The 15,864-nt window shown below is 42.1% G+C and carries 13 protein-coding genes and 1 pseudogene; all 14 read right to left on the reverse strand.

Annotated elements, in window-relative coordinates; all coding sequences use genetic code 11:
* Window positions 1–14: 14 nt before the first annotated feature.
* The 14 genes and pseudogenes from lepB to Q1X33_RS07600 all read right to left on the reverse strand — a co-directional run bounded on the left by lepB (window position 15) and on the right by Q1X33_RS07600 (window position 15,853).
* A complete protein-coding gene (lepB, locus tag Q1X33_RS07535) occupies window positions 15–494 on the reverse strand; it encodes a signal peptidase I (RefSeq protein WP_015509748.1) in 480 nt (159 codons plus the stop codon).
* Between the two features lie 18 nt (window positions 495–512).
* A complete protein-coding gene (locus tag Q1X33_RS07540; RefSeq protein ID WP_301969613.1) occupies window positions 513–2,309 on the reverse strand; it encodes a glucosaminidase domain-containing protein in 1,797 nt (598 codons plus the stop codon).
* Window positions 2,310–2,824: 515 nt separating this feature from the next.
* A complete protein-coding gene (locus tag Q1X33_RS07545) occupies window positions 2,825–5,878 on the reverse strand; it encodes a WxL domain-containing protein (RefSeq protein ID WP_301969614.1) in 3,054 nt (1,017 codons plus the stop codon).
* Between the two features lies 1 nt (window position 5,879).
* Window positions 5,880–7,007 (reverse strand): DUF916 and DUF3324 domain-containing protein, encoded by a 1,128-nt coding sequence (locus Q1X33_RS07550; RefSeq protein ID WP_005226151.1) that lies wholly within the window; start codon window positions 7,005–7,007, stop codon window positions 5,880–5,882.
* 13 nt (window positions 7,008–7,020) lie between these two features.
* Window positions 7,021–7,833, reverse strand: a complete 813-nt coding sequence (locus tag Q1X33_RS07555; protein ID WP_005226152.1) for a WxL domain-containing protein — start codon at window positions 7,831–7,833, stop codon at window positions 7,021–7,023.
* Window positions 7,834–7,874: 41 nt separating this feature from the next.
* Window positions 7,875–8,677: pseudogene (locus tag Q1X33_RS07560) on the reverse strand (WxL domain-containing protein).
* Window positions 8,678–8,691: 14 nt separating this feature from the next.
* Window positions 8,692–9,066, reverse strand: coding sequence for an LPXTG cell wall anchor domain-containing protein (locus Q1X33_RS07565; RefSeq protein WP_005226154.1), 375 nt, complete (start codon window positions 9,064–9,066; stop codon window positions 8,692–8,694).
* A gap of 596 nt (window positions 9,067–9,662) precedes the next feature.
* Window positions 9,663–10,319, reverse strand: a complete 657-nt coding sequence (gene nth / locus Q1X33_RS07570) for an endonuclease III (protein WP_005226155.1) — start codon at window positions 10,317–10,319, stop codon at window positions 9,663–9,665.
* 24 nt (window positions 10,320–10,343) lie between these two features.
* Window positions 10,344–11,045 (reverse strand): DnaD domain protein, encoded by a 702-nt coding sequence (locus tag Q1X33_RS07575; protein ID WP_005226156.1) that lies wholly within the window; start codon window positions 11,043–11,045, stop codon window positions 10,344–10,346.
* 111 nt (window positions 11,046–11,156) lie between these two features.
* Entirely contained in the window at window positions 11,157–11,543 is a 387-nt protein-coding gene (locus Q1X33_RS07580) for a RidA family protein (protein ID WP_015509753.1), read from the reverse strand.
* A complete protein-coding gene (locus tag Q1X33_RS07585) occupies window positions 11,540–11,980 on the reverse strand; it encodes a Fur family transcriptional regulator (protein WP_005226158.1) in 441 nt (146 codons plus the stop codon). Before Q1X33_RS07585 ends, Q1X33_RS07580 begins: the two co-directional genes overlap by 4 nt.
* A 168-nt stretch (window positions 11,981–12,148) precedes the next feature.
* The gene (gene cysK, locus Q1X33_RS07590) at window positions 12,149–13,078 is read right to left on the reverse strand and encodes a cysteine synthase A (RefSeq protein ID WP_005226159.1); all 930 of its coding nucleotides are present in this window, start codon (window positions 13,076–13,078) and stop codon (window positions 12,149–12,151) included.
* A gap of 198 nt (window positions 13,079–13,276) precedes the next feature.
* On the reverse strand, window positions 13,277–14,155 hold the full coding sequence (locus Q1X33_RS07595; RefSeq protein ID WP_016609285.1) for a glucosaminidase domain-containing protein: 879 nt from the start codon (window positions 14,153–14,155) through the stop codon (window positions 13,277–13,279).
* Window positions 14,156–14,464: 309 nt separating this feature from the next.
* Window positions 14,465–15,853 carry a hypothetical protein gene (locus Q1X33_RS07600; RefSeq protein ID WP_301969615.1) on the reverse strand — a complete coding sequence of 463 codons (1,389 nt, stop codon included), beginning with the start codon at window positions 15,851–15,853 and terminating at the stop codon, window positions 14,465–14,467.
* Between the last annotated feature and the right edge of the window lie 11 nt (window positions 15,854–15,864).

Genomic DNA, 15,864 nt, shown 5'->3' on the forward strand with positions numbered 1-15,864 from the left:
AAAAAGCTGATGTGTCAGAAGAACGTGGTCACCACACCATAAAAGGTTTTACTTGAAATGATTCCAAATTCTCTACTATCACTTGAAGTGAGCAGTGCATCGCCAACGACAAAGTACTCATCTTCTTTGAGGTACCCCCGAATCGGCAACGCCTCAACGGCTTCATCCTTCACAGTGATCATAAATGAAAAATCAAAGTCAGTATCCTCCGCCCCAATCAACAACCGCTCCTGTGTACGAACGAAGGAATCCCCTGGCACACCAATCACTCTCTTGATCAAAAATTTTCCTTCCTGTTCGAAAGCGATCAGCTGATAGCGATTTGGCTGGCGCTTTTTATGAATCAGCACAACTTGTCGATCCTCGATCGTCGGCAGCATGGACGTTCCTCTGACTAACGCCAGTCGATACGGCTGAAGAAACGCAATAAGCAAAAGGACCATCAAAAAGATACCGCTGATAGGAAGACCTATTTGTCTATGCCTTTTACTCATATTGCCAGCCCTCCATCCTTATTTTGGCATAATATATGAAACACTTGATGAGTGCGCCAATTCATTGCTGATCACGCGATAAGAGATTGTCGTTCCACCATAGACATTTCCTTCTGAAACCAAAATACCATTTGGACCAACGGCTTCAACAAAAGCGACATGACCATAACGAGGATCAGATCCAGCTGTTCCAGGTGCAAAAGATATCATACTGCCTGCTTTAGGCGTTTGACTGACGTTGTAACCTAAACGTCGTCCGGTATTGCCCCATTGACCACCATTTCCCATGTAGTCATCTACTTGACCGCCTAATTGACTCACCCGATTGAACACATACCAAGTACATTGTCCAACAGGATACGAACCAGAAAGATTGTAGTCACGACCGTTGTATTCTGGAAATGTCATGAGGGAGCGATACTCTTCTGGAATTTGTTCTTTTCCTTGGATAAACAAGCCTGTTTCTGTTGCGATCACTTGGTCATATTGCGTCAATCCATAGACCGCAATCAGTGAATTGATTTTTTTACTATAATTAACATCGGTCGCATAAGTACCCGTCAAAGCATCTGCTGCCCGAAGATAGTTTTTTGATTCAGAGCGCCACACGTCTTGATAAAAGGTTGGATTTCCAGTGATTCCTCCGCGAATCAATTTGACATAATCTGCCATCGAATCTCGATAACTTGAATAGGAACGAAAGGCGGCTTGAATTTGGAATAGTTCTCCGTTGCCTTTATCTTCCATTGTTGGTAAAGTCACGCTGTTTCCTTGATAACTGCCTTTGATCCCAAAAAGGTTATAATGGGGACTGCTGGAAAGCCCGCTGTCGCCACTGCCGCTTTCAAGGATCGCTTGCGCGATTAATACAGAAGCAAAGACATCGTATTCTTGCCCTAAGCTTTGGGCTTCTTGTGCCAATGTTTCGATAAACGTCTGGGTCTTTTGATTCACTGTAAATTCGTAAGGGGCTGGATATTCAGTAACTAGCTTTTCGCCATATGTAGCCAATTCAGGATTTGATAGCCGTCTGATCGATAGCGGCTCTTCGATTGAAACCCGCTGAACTTCGATGGCAGTTTTCGTTGGCTCTTCTTGATTTGTCACTAAACTTGCTTGGTAACCATCTGCGAGGTAGATACCGATTAACTGATTTGCGTCATATAAAAGATCCCCCGGTTGTAATTGTTCAACCTGCTGTTCTTTTTCTATCCAGCTAGCTTTTCCTTCTATAACCGCTTTGATCCGTTCATTGATCCATTCGTCCATTGTCGATGGTTCTTCTAGTTCACCAATTTGCCCGATGATCTCGTAGACCAATGCCGCTTGCCATTGGGCATCATAATTAGCTAATATCGGCAAGGTGAAATCTAACAGATTCGAATCTGCGATCTTCGCTGCCCGAAAACTCTCTGGTAAATCAATGGTACGTCCATCATAAAAAGAATTTTTCAAGTGAGAAGTAGCATCTGGTGATTGAACGACAGGGTTTATTACTTGCTCAGGTGCAATAATCGGAGGTGTTTTCGGCTCCTCTTTTTTTGCATTTTCAGTATTTTCGTTGCTCTCAGTTGAAATTTCATTTTCTTTTGGTGCCAATGACTCATCAATCAAGTCGGTCTCTTTTGGCTTGTTCTCTGTTTCTACTTCTAGATCGTCCGTTTCAGCATCTATTTTTTCCTCTTCCTCGGAAGGTTCCGTGGACTCTAATTCCTCTAGTTCGGTCGTTTCCGCTGACTCGGTCGTTTGTGTTGAGTCTGATTCTTCAGACGAATCAAGAGATTCTACAACGGGATCTGCTGTTTCTGAATCCATAAGCGGTTCATTTGATTCGGAGGATAACTCGGTCGAGTCCTCCGTTTGCTCTTTGCTGACGTCTTCTTGACTTTCTTGGTCTTCTGCTGCCGATGAATCTTGGTCATCAAGTTGCTGTTCGACATTTGTATTTTCTGAATAGTTATCAGGCTGAGGGCTTTCTTTCGCCAGTAATACGGGAGAAACAAAAAGTTGGCTTGCTAAAATCCCAGCACTGAATAATGTCAGATATGACTTCTTTTTTTTTACTCTTCATACAGTTTCCTTTCTCTTGTTTCAGCTGGCATCATTGGTTTTGAACAAAACCTGACGAACTGATTCAAAGCTGCTTGAATAGTTTTTGCACGAGTTTAGGTGAACTCTATATCTTCGCGGTTATTATGAAGCAAGCGTGATCTACCGCAAAAAAACGGTAAAACCCACTGCTTTTCAAGCGATTTACTCACTATCTTCCTATCATGAATGGAAGCTGTCATAGGCGTCAACAGCTTCCATTTGATAAGATTGAGCATTGATCATTCGGTAGATGGGACAAAACTTAACTCCCATTCAATCGTTGCTTGGTAGGTCATGTTACGCGGATTTGATCCAATGGGTACTTCAAGTTTGACACTATCCCCCATCGTCCCCATATCCCCGTAGCGCTGAATCCAGGTACCGCTTCCTTCATTTGCATCTGCTTCAGCGATCAAAGCGGGTACCCCAGGATCAAGGATCATTGATTCACTATAAGTGGGAGGAATTGCTGAATTGGCAGCATTCGTCAGCATAACTGCATTTTCTAAAATAATTCGTGCACCCCGAAGTTCTTCTCCTCGATCATTACGAAATCCTGCAGCGGATAATGTCGCGTTAAGTTCCCAACCGGTAAATTGAGCGCGCCGGTCAGAAATCTGCACGTAATTTGGCCGTTCCTCAGTTACTGAGCCATCTGCACTACTAAGACGTTGCGGCAATGCCTTGTACTGTTTGGTATCTGCACTTATTGATACATCTCCAAAGCTATACTGGGAGATGAAATCGATACTGATAAACCCTAAATGTTCTGGTATATCCGGTTTATTTTCTGGGTTCACTTCAATATCTGGTGCGATCGGATCTCGTGGATTCATTGTGGCAATCTCTTGAACAACTGTTTCAGCTGTATCAAATTTTCCATTTAAGAAAGCGTAAGCCGTCACCGTATTATGTTTTGTAAACCGATCCCCCTCGGCTAAAGTCAAGCTGAAATCACCATTGGCATCTGCTTGAAGATGGAACAAGCTGTTATCATCAAAAGAAGGTGATTGCAGTTGCGGTGCGGGAATCGCTGGATCTCCGTCAAAACGAATCACACTATAAGGTGTGGCTTTTCCCTTAATGATTCTTGAACCTTCCAGTGCCGGGTCTTCCGTTAATGGTTCTAAATGAACCTCGACATCTGGAATATATTCAAATAGGATACGTTGTGCTCTTGTCGTAAAATTCGCGCGAAAATGATCAACGATCTCTTGAGAGATGGAAGAAACATTCGAAATCGATGACAAGGTAGAGGCAAAATTCACTTTTAAGTTGAAGATTGGACTCCAACTGAAGTCTGGTTCCTCCGTCAAGTTTCCGTGCCGCCATTGTTTCGCTGCTTGAATATCCACATCTAATAGCCCACCGCTGCCGGAGATCGAAATAAGGCTGCTATTTGCTGCATTTCCGGTAACCGCCCTTGTTTTCTCTAAATTGATGCGTTGTGCATCCGCAAAAGTGAAGGTTGAGGCCGAGCTCAAAAATGTCATCAAGGAATGAGAGGGATTGGTTCCGTCTGACTTAATATCCAAGATTCCTTCTTTAGCAACAATAAATGTGGCGGCACCAGCTACATGGATCACTCCGGAGGTGGTGGTCCCTTGATTCACTGCATCAATTTCGACACTGCTTTTATTTCCAATAAGCATCGTGCTTCCAGCACCCATGTAGATAATGTTATAGCCCCATCCATTGAGGCTTGTGGTACGTCCGTCAGCTTTGATTACCACTTTGCTATCCTCAGACATTTCAAAGTGGGCGCCGCTAGCATACATACTGATTGCGGGGGAGTTGGCTCGAGCATTCAAATGAAGCTCTGATCGATTACCGATATCGATCCGACCATTTTGAATGTAAATATTTGCCCCATAGGCTTCTCCTCCTGTGCCAGCTGTTCGCAAGGTCATTTTCACATCATCGCCAATAATCATTCGACCCGTTGCATAGTACAAATAAATATTTCCCGCATTAATCGTTGACATGTCAACTACTGCGTTATCGAGAACTTCTAATTGGGTTATTTCCATATTTACCTGATTCGTTGCGTTGATCGTTTGTACTCGTCCTGATCGGGACGTATACGTCGGTGATTGATGCGATGTTACCTCGCCAGACATAACGACAGGTGTTGCGTGCGAGTGAATCAATTGATTTCCCGCATTGGTCAAATTATGGTAGCGCATTCTGGATAGATTCTGTTGTGGAATGCTCATATTCGTAAAATTCATGAAGCCATAATAGTTGCCATGAACGATATCGATATTTTGGTACGTGATGTCCCACGGCGTTGCACTATTGACGGTACTATCATAAAATCCGACAGCAACAGCTCTAAAGTCGATTTGATACCCATTGCCTTCGATCACAAGCGTTCTTGAAATTCCAGAAGCATTGGTCCAAATATAGGCTAATCCATTTGTTGGGTTGGAAGTTGCACTTCCCACAGCCACTCCAGAAACTCCTTGAGTAGGATTATCCGAAGATTCAAAGTCGTTTACGATATTGATATAATTTACATCTTTATTCACGATTGCCGCCATAAATTCTTGCCAGTTGGAAACATCCCGGTGACTGATTTCGTTTAACGGTGTGACCGGTTCTGTCAATTGGGCAATCGCTTCTGCTTGATCAGCTTCTGTGTCTTGCTGATTCTCGTTTAGGTTCGCGTCATTGGAAGGTTGCGTGGTTCGTTCCCCTTCCTGCGGCGTCTCTGATGGTGAGACTTCTGTCTCGATCGTTTCATTATCTGCATCATCATCCGAGTCCTCTTCCTCGTCATCTTCTGCCTGTACTTCGATCGTTAGTTCCGCTTCACCTATAACCAGTTGATAATCGCCTATTTTATTAAAGACGATAGGAATCTCGAACTCCATTAGCTCTTCATCAAAGGTAAGCGTCCATTCCTGTTCATCTTCAGACAGCTTTTTACTCTTCACTTCTGCAGCAAATTCTTCTTCCACGATCGCTGCTTCTTTCGCTACAACCAGCGTAATCTCATCTAACGGTTGGCTTGATACGACGAAAACATCGATCGGTTGATCCACGACACCTTCAATCACACTAACTGGAAACTGAAAAAAAGGGGTATGGATGTCAAATTCTTTTGTTTGGATCGGTTGTGTTGCTTTATCAAGCAAGGACATGTTCTGCGTTTCGTCCAATGGTTCAATCGTGTGATCGATGGCGTGGATTTCTGGCAATAGTAAACTGCTCAGACTTGGAAAAAAAGTTTGCACACTTAGTAATCCAATAATGATCGCAATTATTACCTTGTGTGAGGTATTCTTCATTTCAACTTTTCCCACCTTCCTTTGCATTTTTTTTCTGACGAACAATTAGGATGATCGCAAGCAATAGAAACAAGCTGATTAGACCAGCCGTGGCGATCATCCACCAATTGAGTGACGTATCTACAGTGACATCGAGTTCATTTAAGCGGCGAGCATCTTCTGCCTCTACGCTAAATGTCTGTTCCCAAGACCACTCTTCCTCTCCTGACCGCGCAGTAAGATTCAATACATACTCCCCATTACGAAAACGATCACCATTCAAGGGAATTGGGAAATGCATATGTGAATTAGGAGCCATTTGCATCGCTGATTGACTTGTTTCATATAAAATCGTCTCACTGCCAACAGATCGAATTTCAGCTGTTACTTCCAATTGATTGACAAATGTTGAAGTATAATTTTGGATAACAGCACTAAATACGTTTCGGTAGTTTACTTGATCGGCAAAAACATCAAGCAGTTCCAATCCCGGATCCGTTGCGGACCGATTGTTGCTTACTACCACACCAATGACATAGGAAAATGCATTCCGAATGCCTAATCCTTGTTCAGCAGATTGTGTTTGCTCCTCTTCCGAAATAACCTCTTTGATTCGAATGCCACCTGCCAAAACCCCTTTAAATTCCTCTTCTGGCATCGTAATCGGTAAAGAAATGATTCGTTTTTCTAATGGATCGAACGATACGGTTTCAGGCACCTCTACCAGTTCATCAATTGATGCAGGTAAAGTCGGATCAGGGGATTCTGCATCCCGGCCATATTCCACAACACCATTCACATTCGTAAATGCCGTATGGGCAGAAATTTCTATTTCGATCGCTTGATCAGAACCATTTTCGATCTCTAAAGCCAATTCATCACGTTCTCCTGCCCCAAGATTTAAATCGAAATACCCCAACGCCCCTCCTTCCAGCTGACTTTCAGGTAAGATAGGCGTCACATAGAAGTTTAATTCTGATTCTGTCTGAGCATAGCTCAATCTTGGTGAAAAAAAGAATGATAGTAGGATGACCGCACAGGTAACCGTTTTTGTCCATTTCATTCTCATACGTTGTTCAGTCAAAAGTGGTTCTCCTTCCAAAAAAGGCAGGAATAATTTACTATTCCTGCCAGTTGTTTCTTGTTGCAAGCTATGATCCTTCTTACGGATTTACTGTTTCGCCACTACTATCAACAGAAGCAGTTAGCGTCCATGTCATTTCCGCAGTATAGTTAGTTGCTAGCTGCGTGGTAGAGCCTGGTACAAATAGTTGAATATCATCATTTCTGATAATTTCGCCTTCTTGTTTATTAAGATTTTGTTCCGTCAATTTTTCTTGATCTCCCCAGTAAATCGATGAAGCGCCCGCACCTTGACCGACCGAAGCACGCATGACAGGAATGTCTTGATCGTTGACATCTAGGATCAACGCATTTTGTTCTTCATTATTGATAACGGCACTTGGCTGTAAGTCTCGATCACCCTCACCTTTGTTGAACACGATCTCAGGGTTTGCCAACTTGATTTTTGCCCCAGTCAAGACATCCCCTGATTCAGAAGTAAAATCAGTTAGACTAACATTTAATGTCCAACCAGCATGCGTTCCTCGGGTATCTTGTACTTGGGCAAACGATACATACGGTGTCGTACCTGATTGATCAGCCAAATTACGCTCATCAGCAACGATCGAATACCAACGATCACTGGTAGAAATAGCATTCTGACCAAAATCGAATGTTTGTGGTGCATAAGCAATGGTAAATGGACCCGTTTGTCCTGGCGGTGTTGGTTCGATCGTTTCTACTTCTGGGTGCACGACTGGCGGTTGTACCACTGTTAGATCGCTTCCGTCTGAGGTAAATCCTACAACGTTATCGGTAGTCGTTTCTAATGAAGATTGGGCAAAGGCTTGAACGCCTCCTGCTAGTAAAGTGGTGGATAATACAGCGACCGTAGCTAAACGAATCTTTTTCATTTCTAGTTCCTTCTTTCTTTTTTATTCAGTACAAAACTAAGTTATTGAACCGTTTCTCCGTCCGGTCCAGCTGTTGCAGCCAATGTCCAAGTAAGGGTTGCTTCATAAAGAGCAGCGTCTTTTGCTGTTGATCCAGGAACAAGTAACTCGATTCCAGCATTTTCAACAACCTCTGCGCCTGCTTCCACTTGTCGATTGATTTCTTCCTGATCGCCCCAAACGACTGACGATACGCCAGCACCTTTTGTTTGAGCAGCGGTCAGAACCGAACGCTCACTATTTGTAGCATCTAAAATCAATCCATCCGCATGAATTTGTGGTTCATTTTCTTGGTTGCTTCCGTTATATTCCAATTTTGGCGAATTAAAACGAATTCTTGCTCCAGTCAGTTCATTATTCTGTGTTCCTGATTCAAAAGCACTTAAGGAAACTTTTAAGTCCCAACCAGCATTTGTCCCACGCGTATCTTGGACTTGAGCAAATGAAACATATGGAACTCTTTCTTCACTATCTTCCGCGTCTTTTAGCTTGTGTAATTCAGCCACTAGCTTATATTCCTGATCGGTATTAGAAATCACTTGCTCACCGAAATTAAGCGTAGGTGCGTAAGCAATCGTCAATGGTCCCGTTTGTCCTTCCGGGCCGACTGGATTGATCTCTACATCTGGACCATTAGGACCAGGATTTGGTGGTTGAACCACTGTCGCTTCGCTATCGTTTGGTACAAAGAGAACTTTCCCTTCTGTATCATGGTTTGTTACACTTTCAGTAGCGAAGGCTTGCGCGCTAATAGTAAATAAAGTTGCAGCTAAACAGCTGCCGATGCAAATCGTACGAATTTCAAATTCATCCCTGCTTTCAAATTATTTGTCTTTTCTTTTTAACCATCATAAATCTTGATCGATGTTTGGTATATTGCACATACAATACAACCAGTACGAGCAGTAATCCAAGTAAGATTACGCCGTAAGTTCTTGTCTCGTTGGTCTTTGGTAAAATACCACCTGGTTTTGCTACCTCGTTTGGTGGCGAGATATTCTCTGTAGGGCCTGCTGGCGGTGCTGGTTCGGGTTGCCCAATAGGCTCATAAACACCGGTAAAAAGCACAGAGCTTTCTGTTTCAACCGACTGCACTTCCTGAGCATTCACCGCTGCCGTAGAAATAGTTATCCCATAAAAAAGAGTGCAAAACAGAACCATACGAACTAATTTCCATACCTTTTCTCCTTTCATTCTCCCTCCTCCTCTATACTTGCCACATCTTATAAGTGATCTTTTCAAAACTGTGTTTGTCTAAGACCCGTTAACAAAAAATGATTTTGAGATCGTTACAGAATCATTTGAACTGTGCAACGCTTTTTCTGTCATTCGTAAAATAGCAGAGAAAGACTTATAACCTTTGACAAAGTTCACTATACTGATGATTTTCAAAGATTTGAAATACTATTTTTCACCAATAGGTGAATTTTCTTATTAATTTTACGTTTTATTGACCGAAAATATGCTGTTTTATAAAAAGAAAGGTTAAAAACTGTGCGAAAGAAGCCCATCATACTAAGCTTACAAATAGTTTCAAAAAAAAGGCGTATCGGAAGGTTCATTTCGCATCGAGCATCATCCCTCACACGATCTCTTTGTGAAAAAACATCTGATTTTGAGTGGTGTAATCAAAAAAATTCAGTAAGCTTATGTTTTTCCAGTTACTTGAAAGGGCTTTAATAAAGGGTATTACGTTAATTACCTGTTTTTTTATCAATTTGTGCAAAAAAAAACGCTAAGCGATTTCGCTTAGCGTCTTGATCCTAGTTACTTTTGGTTTATGTTCACCATTAAATGGTTTTCTTCCCCTTCATCCGAAGTTTTCCTTCTTGGCACATTGTCAACAATGGACAAACCTCACACTTAGGTGCCCGGGCTGTGCAATGATAACGACCAAAGAAAATTAACGTGTGATGCGTTTTGACCCACAACGTATCTGGAATCTTTTTCATCAATGTTTGTTCGACTTCTAATACGTTGGCGTCTAGTTTACAGATGCGAAGCCTTTTTGATACCCGTTCGACATGCGTATCGACAGCGATTGCTGGAATGCCAAATGCATCGCCAAGAACGACGTTCGCTGTTTTTCTGCCGACACCTGGCAAAGAAATTAAGTCTTCTCTGGTTTGAGGCACTTCGCCTCCAAAACGCAGCAACAATTCAGAGGCACAAGCTTTGATATTTTTCGCTTTGTTTCGATAGAGGCCAATCGATTTGATTTTTTCAATAATGTCTTCTAACGGCGCCTCGCTGAGAGCCTGCGGCGTTGGATATGCTTCAAAAAGTGCCGGTGTCACTTTATTGACTGACACGTCCGTTGCCTGTGCGCTTAGAATGACAGCAATCAGCAATTCAAAGGCATTTTTTGACACTAGTTCTCCATGTGCTTCAGGAAACATCTCATACATTATTTCTATCGCAGTCATTGTTTTTTCTTTACTGATCATTGGACGAATTAAACTCCTTGTATCTTACTCTCCTTCTAACCAATTATGCATAGGGATTTTGGGCATTGGGCCATCTTCTTGTGGCGTGGTTTCACTTTGAAGAAACTGTTTTTTTCTTCTTTTTTGCTCTTCTTCTACTTGCGCTTTTGAGGTAATATTCTTGCGTTCCCACGAAAGCAAAATACGATCGATATAGTTTAAACTATACGCTTGATTCAAGACCGCTTCTCGCAAAGCAAACTGGACCAGCTCGGGATCATAGTGGTCCTCATCCAACCACTGCCCGATCCGTTGGTATTCGATCGCCGATAAGGGGCGACCAAATTCTCCTTCAAATAAGCGATACAACTCGCGTATCTTCTCTTCATTTGTTTCAGCGACTTCTTTTTTGGATTGCTGCTGCAAAAGAAACTCGAGCCGTTCATAAATGCCAGTGAAATCATAATAATCAACCATTTTTCCTGCGTCGTCTTTTTTAGAACCCATTCGCAGCACATCTTTTTTCAGCAATTGATTCAACCAATGATAGATCTCTTTTTGGTCGCTGCCCATCACCGAGGCGATCTCACGTAAATCTGGAAAATCATTGCCTTGCTCATGGCTGCGATACAGTTGCAGCCATAACAAAAATTCATCATTCGTCAAACCAAGATGATGGTAATTCTCTAAAAGCAAATTTGAAATCGTCGTTTGCCCTTTTGCCAAATATTCCTTTAACGAAACCATACTACATCCTCTTCTCCTTGGCTCACTTGAAACATTAAGATTCTTCCTATCAGGATCGAATCAATAAAAAGGGGACGACGCAAATGCGGACGTCCCACGATTCTTTGTTGGTTACGCTTTTTCTTTGACTGCTGCGATGATCTCAACTTCAACCAAAACATCTTTTGGTAAGCGAGCAACTTCGACAGCAGAACGTGCAGGTAACGCTTCATTGAACAATGTGCTATACGTATTATTGAAAGGAACGAAATCATTCATATTTTTTAAAAAACATGTCGTCTTAACGATGTCATCTGGCGTAAGTTCCGCCGCTTCAAGAATCGCGTTGATATTTTTCAATACTTGCTGAGTCTGTACTTCAATCGTCGTACCGACAACTTCCCCCGAAACAGGATCTAATGGCACTTGACCAGAAGCAAACAAAAAGCCGTTTGCGATTTTTGCTTGAACATAAGGACCGATTGCTTGTGGTGCTTGATCTGTAGAAATTATCTTCATTTTGTTTCCTCCTCTTTCACTTGGCATTCAGGACATAGACCATAAACTTCTAGTCGATGGTTATTTATTTGATACCCAGTTAATTTCGAAGCCGCCATTTCGACATCTTCCAATCCTGGATAGTAAAAATCAGCGATCTTTCCACACTTTTGGCAGATAGCATGATAATGAGGCTCCGTTGTAAAATCAAAACGACTGGAGGCATCTCCATAATTCATTTCTTTTACAAAGCCAATTTCTGTGAACAAACGTAAGTTATTGTATACCGTTGCGACACTTATACCAGGAAAATGAACTTCGATCGCCCGATAAATCTCTTCAGCGGTCGGATGGGCATCGTGACTGGCTAAAAATTCTAATATCGCTACTCGCTGCGGTGTAATACGAATATTTTCATGTTTTAATCGTTTGATCGCTTCATCGTAGATCGTACTCACAGGAGTTCCTCCATTTCTCTTATCTTACCTATCATACTATGTAAAACCTAAAAATTCAAACAGCTTTCCTTGTTTTTTTAAAGGAATAACGCATTTGCCTAGCCCGTCTTCCCTCAGTTTTTCGAGAAAGAAAAGCAGACAAACGAATGCCTGCTTTCCCCCTCTTTGCTAGTCTTCAAACTGATACAGTGCCGTAGACAAATAGCGTTCACCATTATCTGGTACGATCGCTAAGACTTTTTTGCCTTTTCCTAAGTCCTTAGCAACCTCTAATGCCGCTTTGATCGCTGCACCAGAAGAAATTCCTACTAAGATTCCTTCTTTCATCCCAACTTGACGCGCAGTTTCCATGGCATCCTCACTAGCGATGGCAATCACCTGATCATAAATCTCAGTGTCTAGTACTTTAGGAACAAATCCCGTGCCGATCCCTTGGATCTTATGGGGACCAGGTTTGCCACCTCCTAAAATAGCTGATTCTGCAGGCTCAACGCCCACGATCTTCAAATTAGGATAGACGCGCTTCAATTCCTTCCCCGCACCAGTGATCGTGCCACCTGTGCCGATCCCAGCAACAAAAGCGTCTAACCCTTTAGATTCAAACGCATCCTCAATTTCTTTCCCTGTCGTTTTTTCATGGACTTCTGGATTGGCTGGGTTTTCAAATTGTAATGGCATATAATAGCCGTCTTGTTCTGCTAATTCTTTTGCTTTATTGATAGAACCAGTGATTCCTTCAGACCCAGGGGTCAAAATCAACTCTGCGCCATAAGCTTGAACAATTTTACGTCTTTCAATACTCATGGTTTCTGGCATAACCAGCACGACACGATAGCCTTTTGCCGTACCGATCATGGCTAAGCCGATCCCAGTATTCCCAGATGTTGGTTCGATGATGGTATCACCAGCTTTTAACAAGCCATTTTTTTCTGCTTTTTCAATCATGGCTAAAGCAATTCTGTCCTTGACACTTCCCCCAGGATTGAAGAACTCTAATTTCAGATACACATCCGCAGAACCTTCTTCTACGATGTGATTTAATTTGACGATTGGCGTATGCCCAACTAACTCATTGACCGATTGATAGATTTTTGTCATTGAAAATCCCTCCCGTTCTTATTCTTCCATTCTACCTAAAATAACCCCGAGTTGCGAATAAAAAGTAAGCAATTTCAATTTTTTTCTTATTTTTTTATATTTGTTTGTATTCACTTTCTTGATTTTGTTTTTCCATTACAAAAAAACCTTAAGAATGATGCCATTTAGAGCAATCATTCTTAAGGCGGTATCAGATAATTAAACGATTAATTCTTGGCCAACAACAATGACCTCACTAGATAACCCATTTGTTGCCATTAGAGCGTCGACCGTTGTGCCAAATTTATTGGCGATATCCCAAAGTGTATCGCCTGAAGCAACGTGATAGCTCTGCGCTGTAGATCCGCTGTTTACCTGAGTCGTCGTTGTAGTTTGCGTAGTACTGGTGCTAGTCGTGCTCGTTGTACTTGTCCATGCGGTACTTTGCGTTGTCCCAGTATCAAAGCGTGTGAGCTGATACGTTTCAATTAACCAGTTCAGTTTTTGTGCATACCCTGGATCGGTAGCATAGCGCCCCGTCAAGTAATTCGTTGCATCATAAAATGAGGTTGTTTGGCTTTTCCAAACACCACTGTAATGAGCAGTTCCTGTCGCGAAACTCGTGCTGCGCAAGACATTCGCATGATCCTGAAACGATTCCCAGTAAGAGTTATATTGACGAAACGGTTCATTCATCTCTACCCACTGACCATTCAAATACTCTTGTGTAGGCATATAGACACTTTGTCCGTTGTAACTGCCTTTGACCCCAAACAAATTGTAATAGGGTGCATTGGATAACGCGGAAGAACCATAGCCGCTTTCCAAAATCGCTTGAGCAATCATCACAGAAGCATAGAGATCATTGTTGGCAGCAACATCTTGTGCTGACCAGCCAATTTGCTCAATAAAACCTGAGATGTCCTGCGTCGCGTATTGATTCTCAGCAGCTTGTACCTGTTGAGGAACGAAAGTGACCGTCATTGGCGCTAACATCATTCCTGCCCCCATCAAAGAGACCACCGCCTTTTTAGTAGGTCTTTTTATCGTCTTCTTTGGTTGATGATGTCTTTCACTTCTTGTTTGATAACTTCCCATTTTTTTCCTCCAGTAACTGTACGTTTTTTCAAATAAATCAATACAGCTATTATACGGAAAAACATCTAACAGTGCAAACAATGTTCACTTTACACTCGGGAAAGAGTCTTTTAAAAAACTAAACGAACATTCTTAGTATTCTTAACAAAATGAAAAACTTTTAAAAGTTTTTTTGCTTTCTTCTTTTCTATTTCAGAAATAATCAAAAAGCAAATTTGCAACAACTCAGCTTCCTTCAACCACCTTGCTTTCTTAGCTCCTTTCTGAACCTGCCTTGTTGATCGCCGTCGATTCCTGAAAAATCTAAAACTATTTGGGACGAAAACGCACTCGGTTCCAAAGATACACACAAAAAATGAAGCATAAGTAAATTATGGGGAGACTTATGATAGTGCGGTAAGTTGACTTCATAGTCGGTGTGATCCCTATCCATTTTACCGAAGACAGCGAGCCTACGGTACCATTCACATTGATCACAACTGGTACTTGCCTATGCACCTCTTCGTAGAATGGTTCGCCATTTAGAAAATCATTGATCAAGACCATCTCTGCTTGGTCAAATACATCCGCGGATTCTCTCATTACTTTTTGGGCTTTTTCAATCAATTCATTGGGACTATTTTCATCGAGTTCTACCCATATATACGGAAACATCGGCAGAGGATCGATTACTCTGATTCCATCGATTTGCCTTACGGCATCGTCCGCCCGTTGATAGAACAATGATCGTCCTAAATCAGTGGACGGAAAGTACTTGTGCAGCAAATAATTCTCCTCACTCAGGGTAAACTTAAACCTGAGCAGATTCGCTTGATATTTGCGCAAAAATAGTCCAGGGACCCACCCTGTCTGAACCATATCTGAAGTAATTGTCATGGGCCGAGCTGCATGCTTTTCGTCTCTAGGATCAAGTGAAACAGTCGTGGGATCAATTTCTTCCAAAGCTCCCCTTTTGATCAACCCAGAAGAAAATTGTCTGATTTCAAAGAGGATCTGATGAAATTCCTCAAAGGAAAAGGGTGCTACTTCAATTGTTACTCGATCATTTTGATCAGGTCCAGCTAAAAGTTGAGCTTCACGTGTGATGAGACTATCCAACAATTGTTCAGTCAATGTGGGAAACTGCTCATCGCGAGCAGCACGGTCGATTTCAAGGTGTATGCGATTGTTCACAAAACCCTTTTTTACGCCGTCTGCCTCATAAGTAGTGATATCCTCCAAAAACAGTGCAGGTAGGCCTGGAGATTCGTTCATATAAAATGGTTCTTCAAATGAATAGGTCGCCATTGCTCCTGTGCTGTCAATGGCTACAAGTTCAAATCGATGCGCTTCAGATTCAGTTGGAAGAAATAAACGTGCGTCAGCTATTTTTCGACCGGGTTCGATCATTACTGATGAAGTGATACTTCGAAAAAGATAACGATCGAATTCCCCATCGACCTTCACGAACACTTCATCAATAAAACTACCTGTAGTAGGGGTTATTGCGTAGATTATCTCAAAAAAGGGCACATTTAATTCTGCACCAGGCTCTTCACTGAGTAGTTCGATGATCGGTTTATCTTCCATGTTTATAATTGTTTGCCCGTCTCTTTCTGTATTACTATTCGTTTCAGCATGACTGATTTTGGGTGTAAACAGCAAGATGATCACTAATACCACGACTTTATTGCGCAATCGTTTCTTTTTTATTTCCATTTTTCCTCCTA

Origin of the sequence: Enterococcus sp. B2E4 (assembly GCF_030499455.1) — a bacterium.
In the GTDB taxonomy this organism is placed as follows: domain Bacteria; phylum Bacillota; class Bacilli; order Lactobacillales; family Enterococcaceae; genus Enterococcus_D; species Enterococcus_D casseliflavus.

Bases quoted from the DNA above. Each gene is read 5' to 3' on its own strand.
- lepB (WP_015509748.1), bottom strand. From the start codon at position 494: ATGAGTAAAAGGCATAGACAAATAGGTCTTCCTATCAGCGGTATCTTT.
- Q1X33_RS07575 (WP_005226156.1), bottom strand. From the start codon at position 11,045: ATGGTTTCGTTAAAGGAATATTTGGCAAAAGGGCAAACGACGATTTCA.
- Q1X33_RS07600 (WP_301969615.1), bottom strand. From the start codon at position 15,853: ATGGAAATAAAAAAGAAACGATTGCGCAATAAAGTCGTGGTATTAGTG.
- Q1X33_RS07545 (WP_301969614.1), bottom strand. From the start codon at position 5,878: ATGAAGAATACCTCACACAAGGTAATAATTGCGATCATTATTGGATTA.
- cysK (WP_005226159.1), bottom strand. From the start codon at position 13,078: ATGACAAAAATCTATCAATCGGTCAATGAGTTAGTTGGGCATACGCCA.
- Q1X33_RS07580 (WP_015509753.1), bottom strand. From the start codon at position 11,543: ATGAAGATAATTTCTACAGATCAAGCACCACAAGCAATCGGTCCTTAT.
- nth (WP_005226155.1), bottom strand. From the start codon at position 10,319: ATGATCAGTAAAGAAAAAACAATGACTGCGATAGAAATAATGTATGAG.
- Q1X33_RS07540 (WP_301969613.1), bottom strand. From the start codon at position 2,309: ATGGATTCAGAAACAGCAGATCCCGTTGTAGAATCTCTTGATTCGTCT.
- Q1X33_RS07555 (WP_005226152.1), bottom strand. From the start codon at position 7,833: ATGAAAAAGATTCGTTTAGCTACGGTCGCTGTATTATCCACCACTTTA.
- Q1X33_RS07565 (WP_005226154.1), bottom strand. From the start codon at position 9,066: ATGAAAGGAGAAAAGGTATGGAAATTAGTTCGTATGGTTCTGTTTTGC.
- Q1X33_RS07595 (WP_016609285.1), bottom strand. From the start codon at position 14,155: ATGGGAAGTTATCAAACAAGAAGTGAAAGACATCATCAACCAAAGAAG.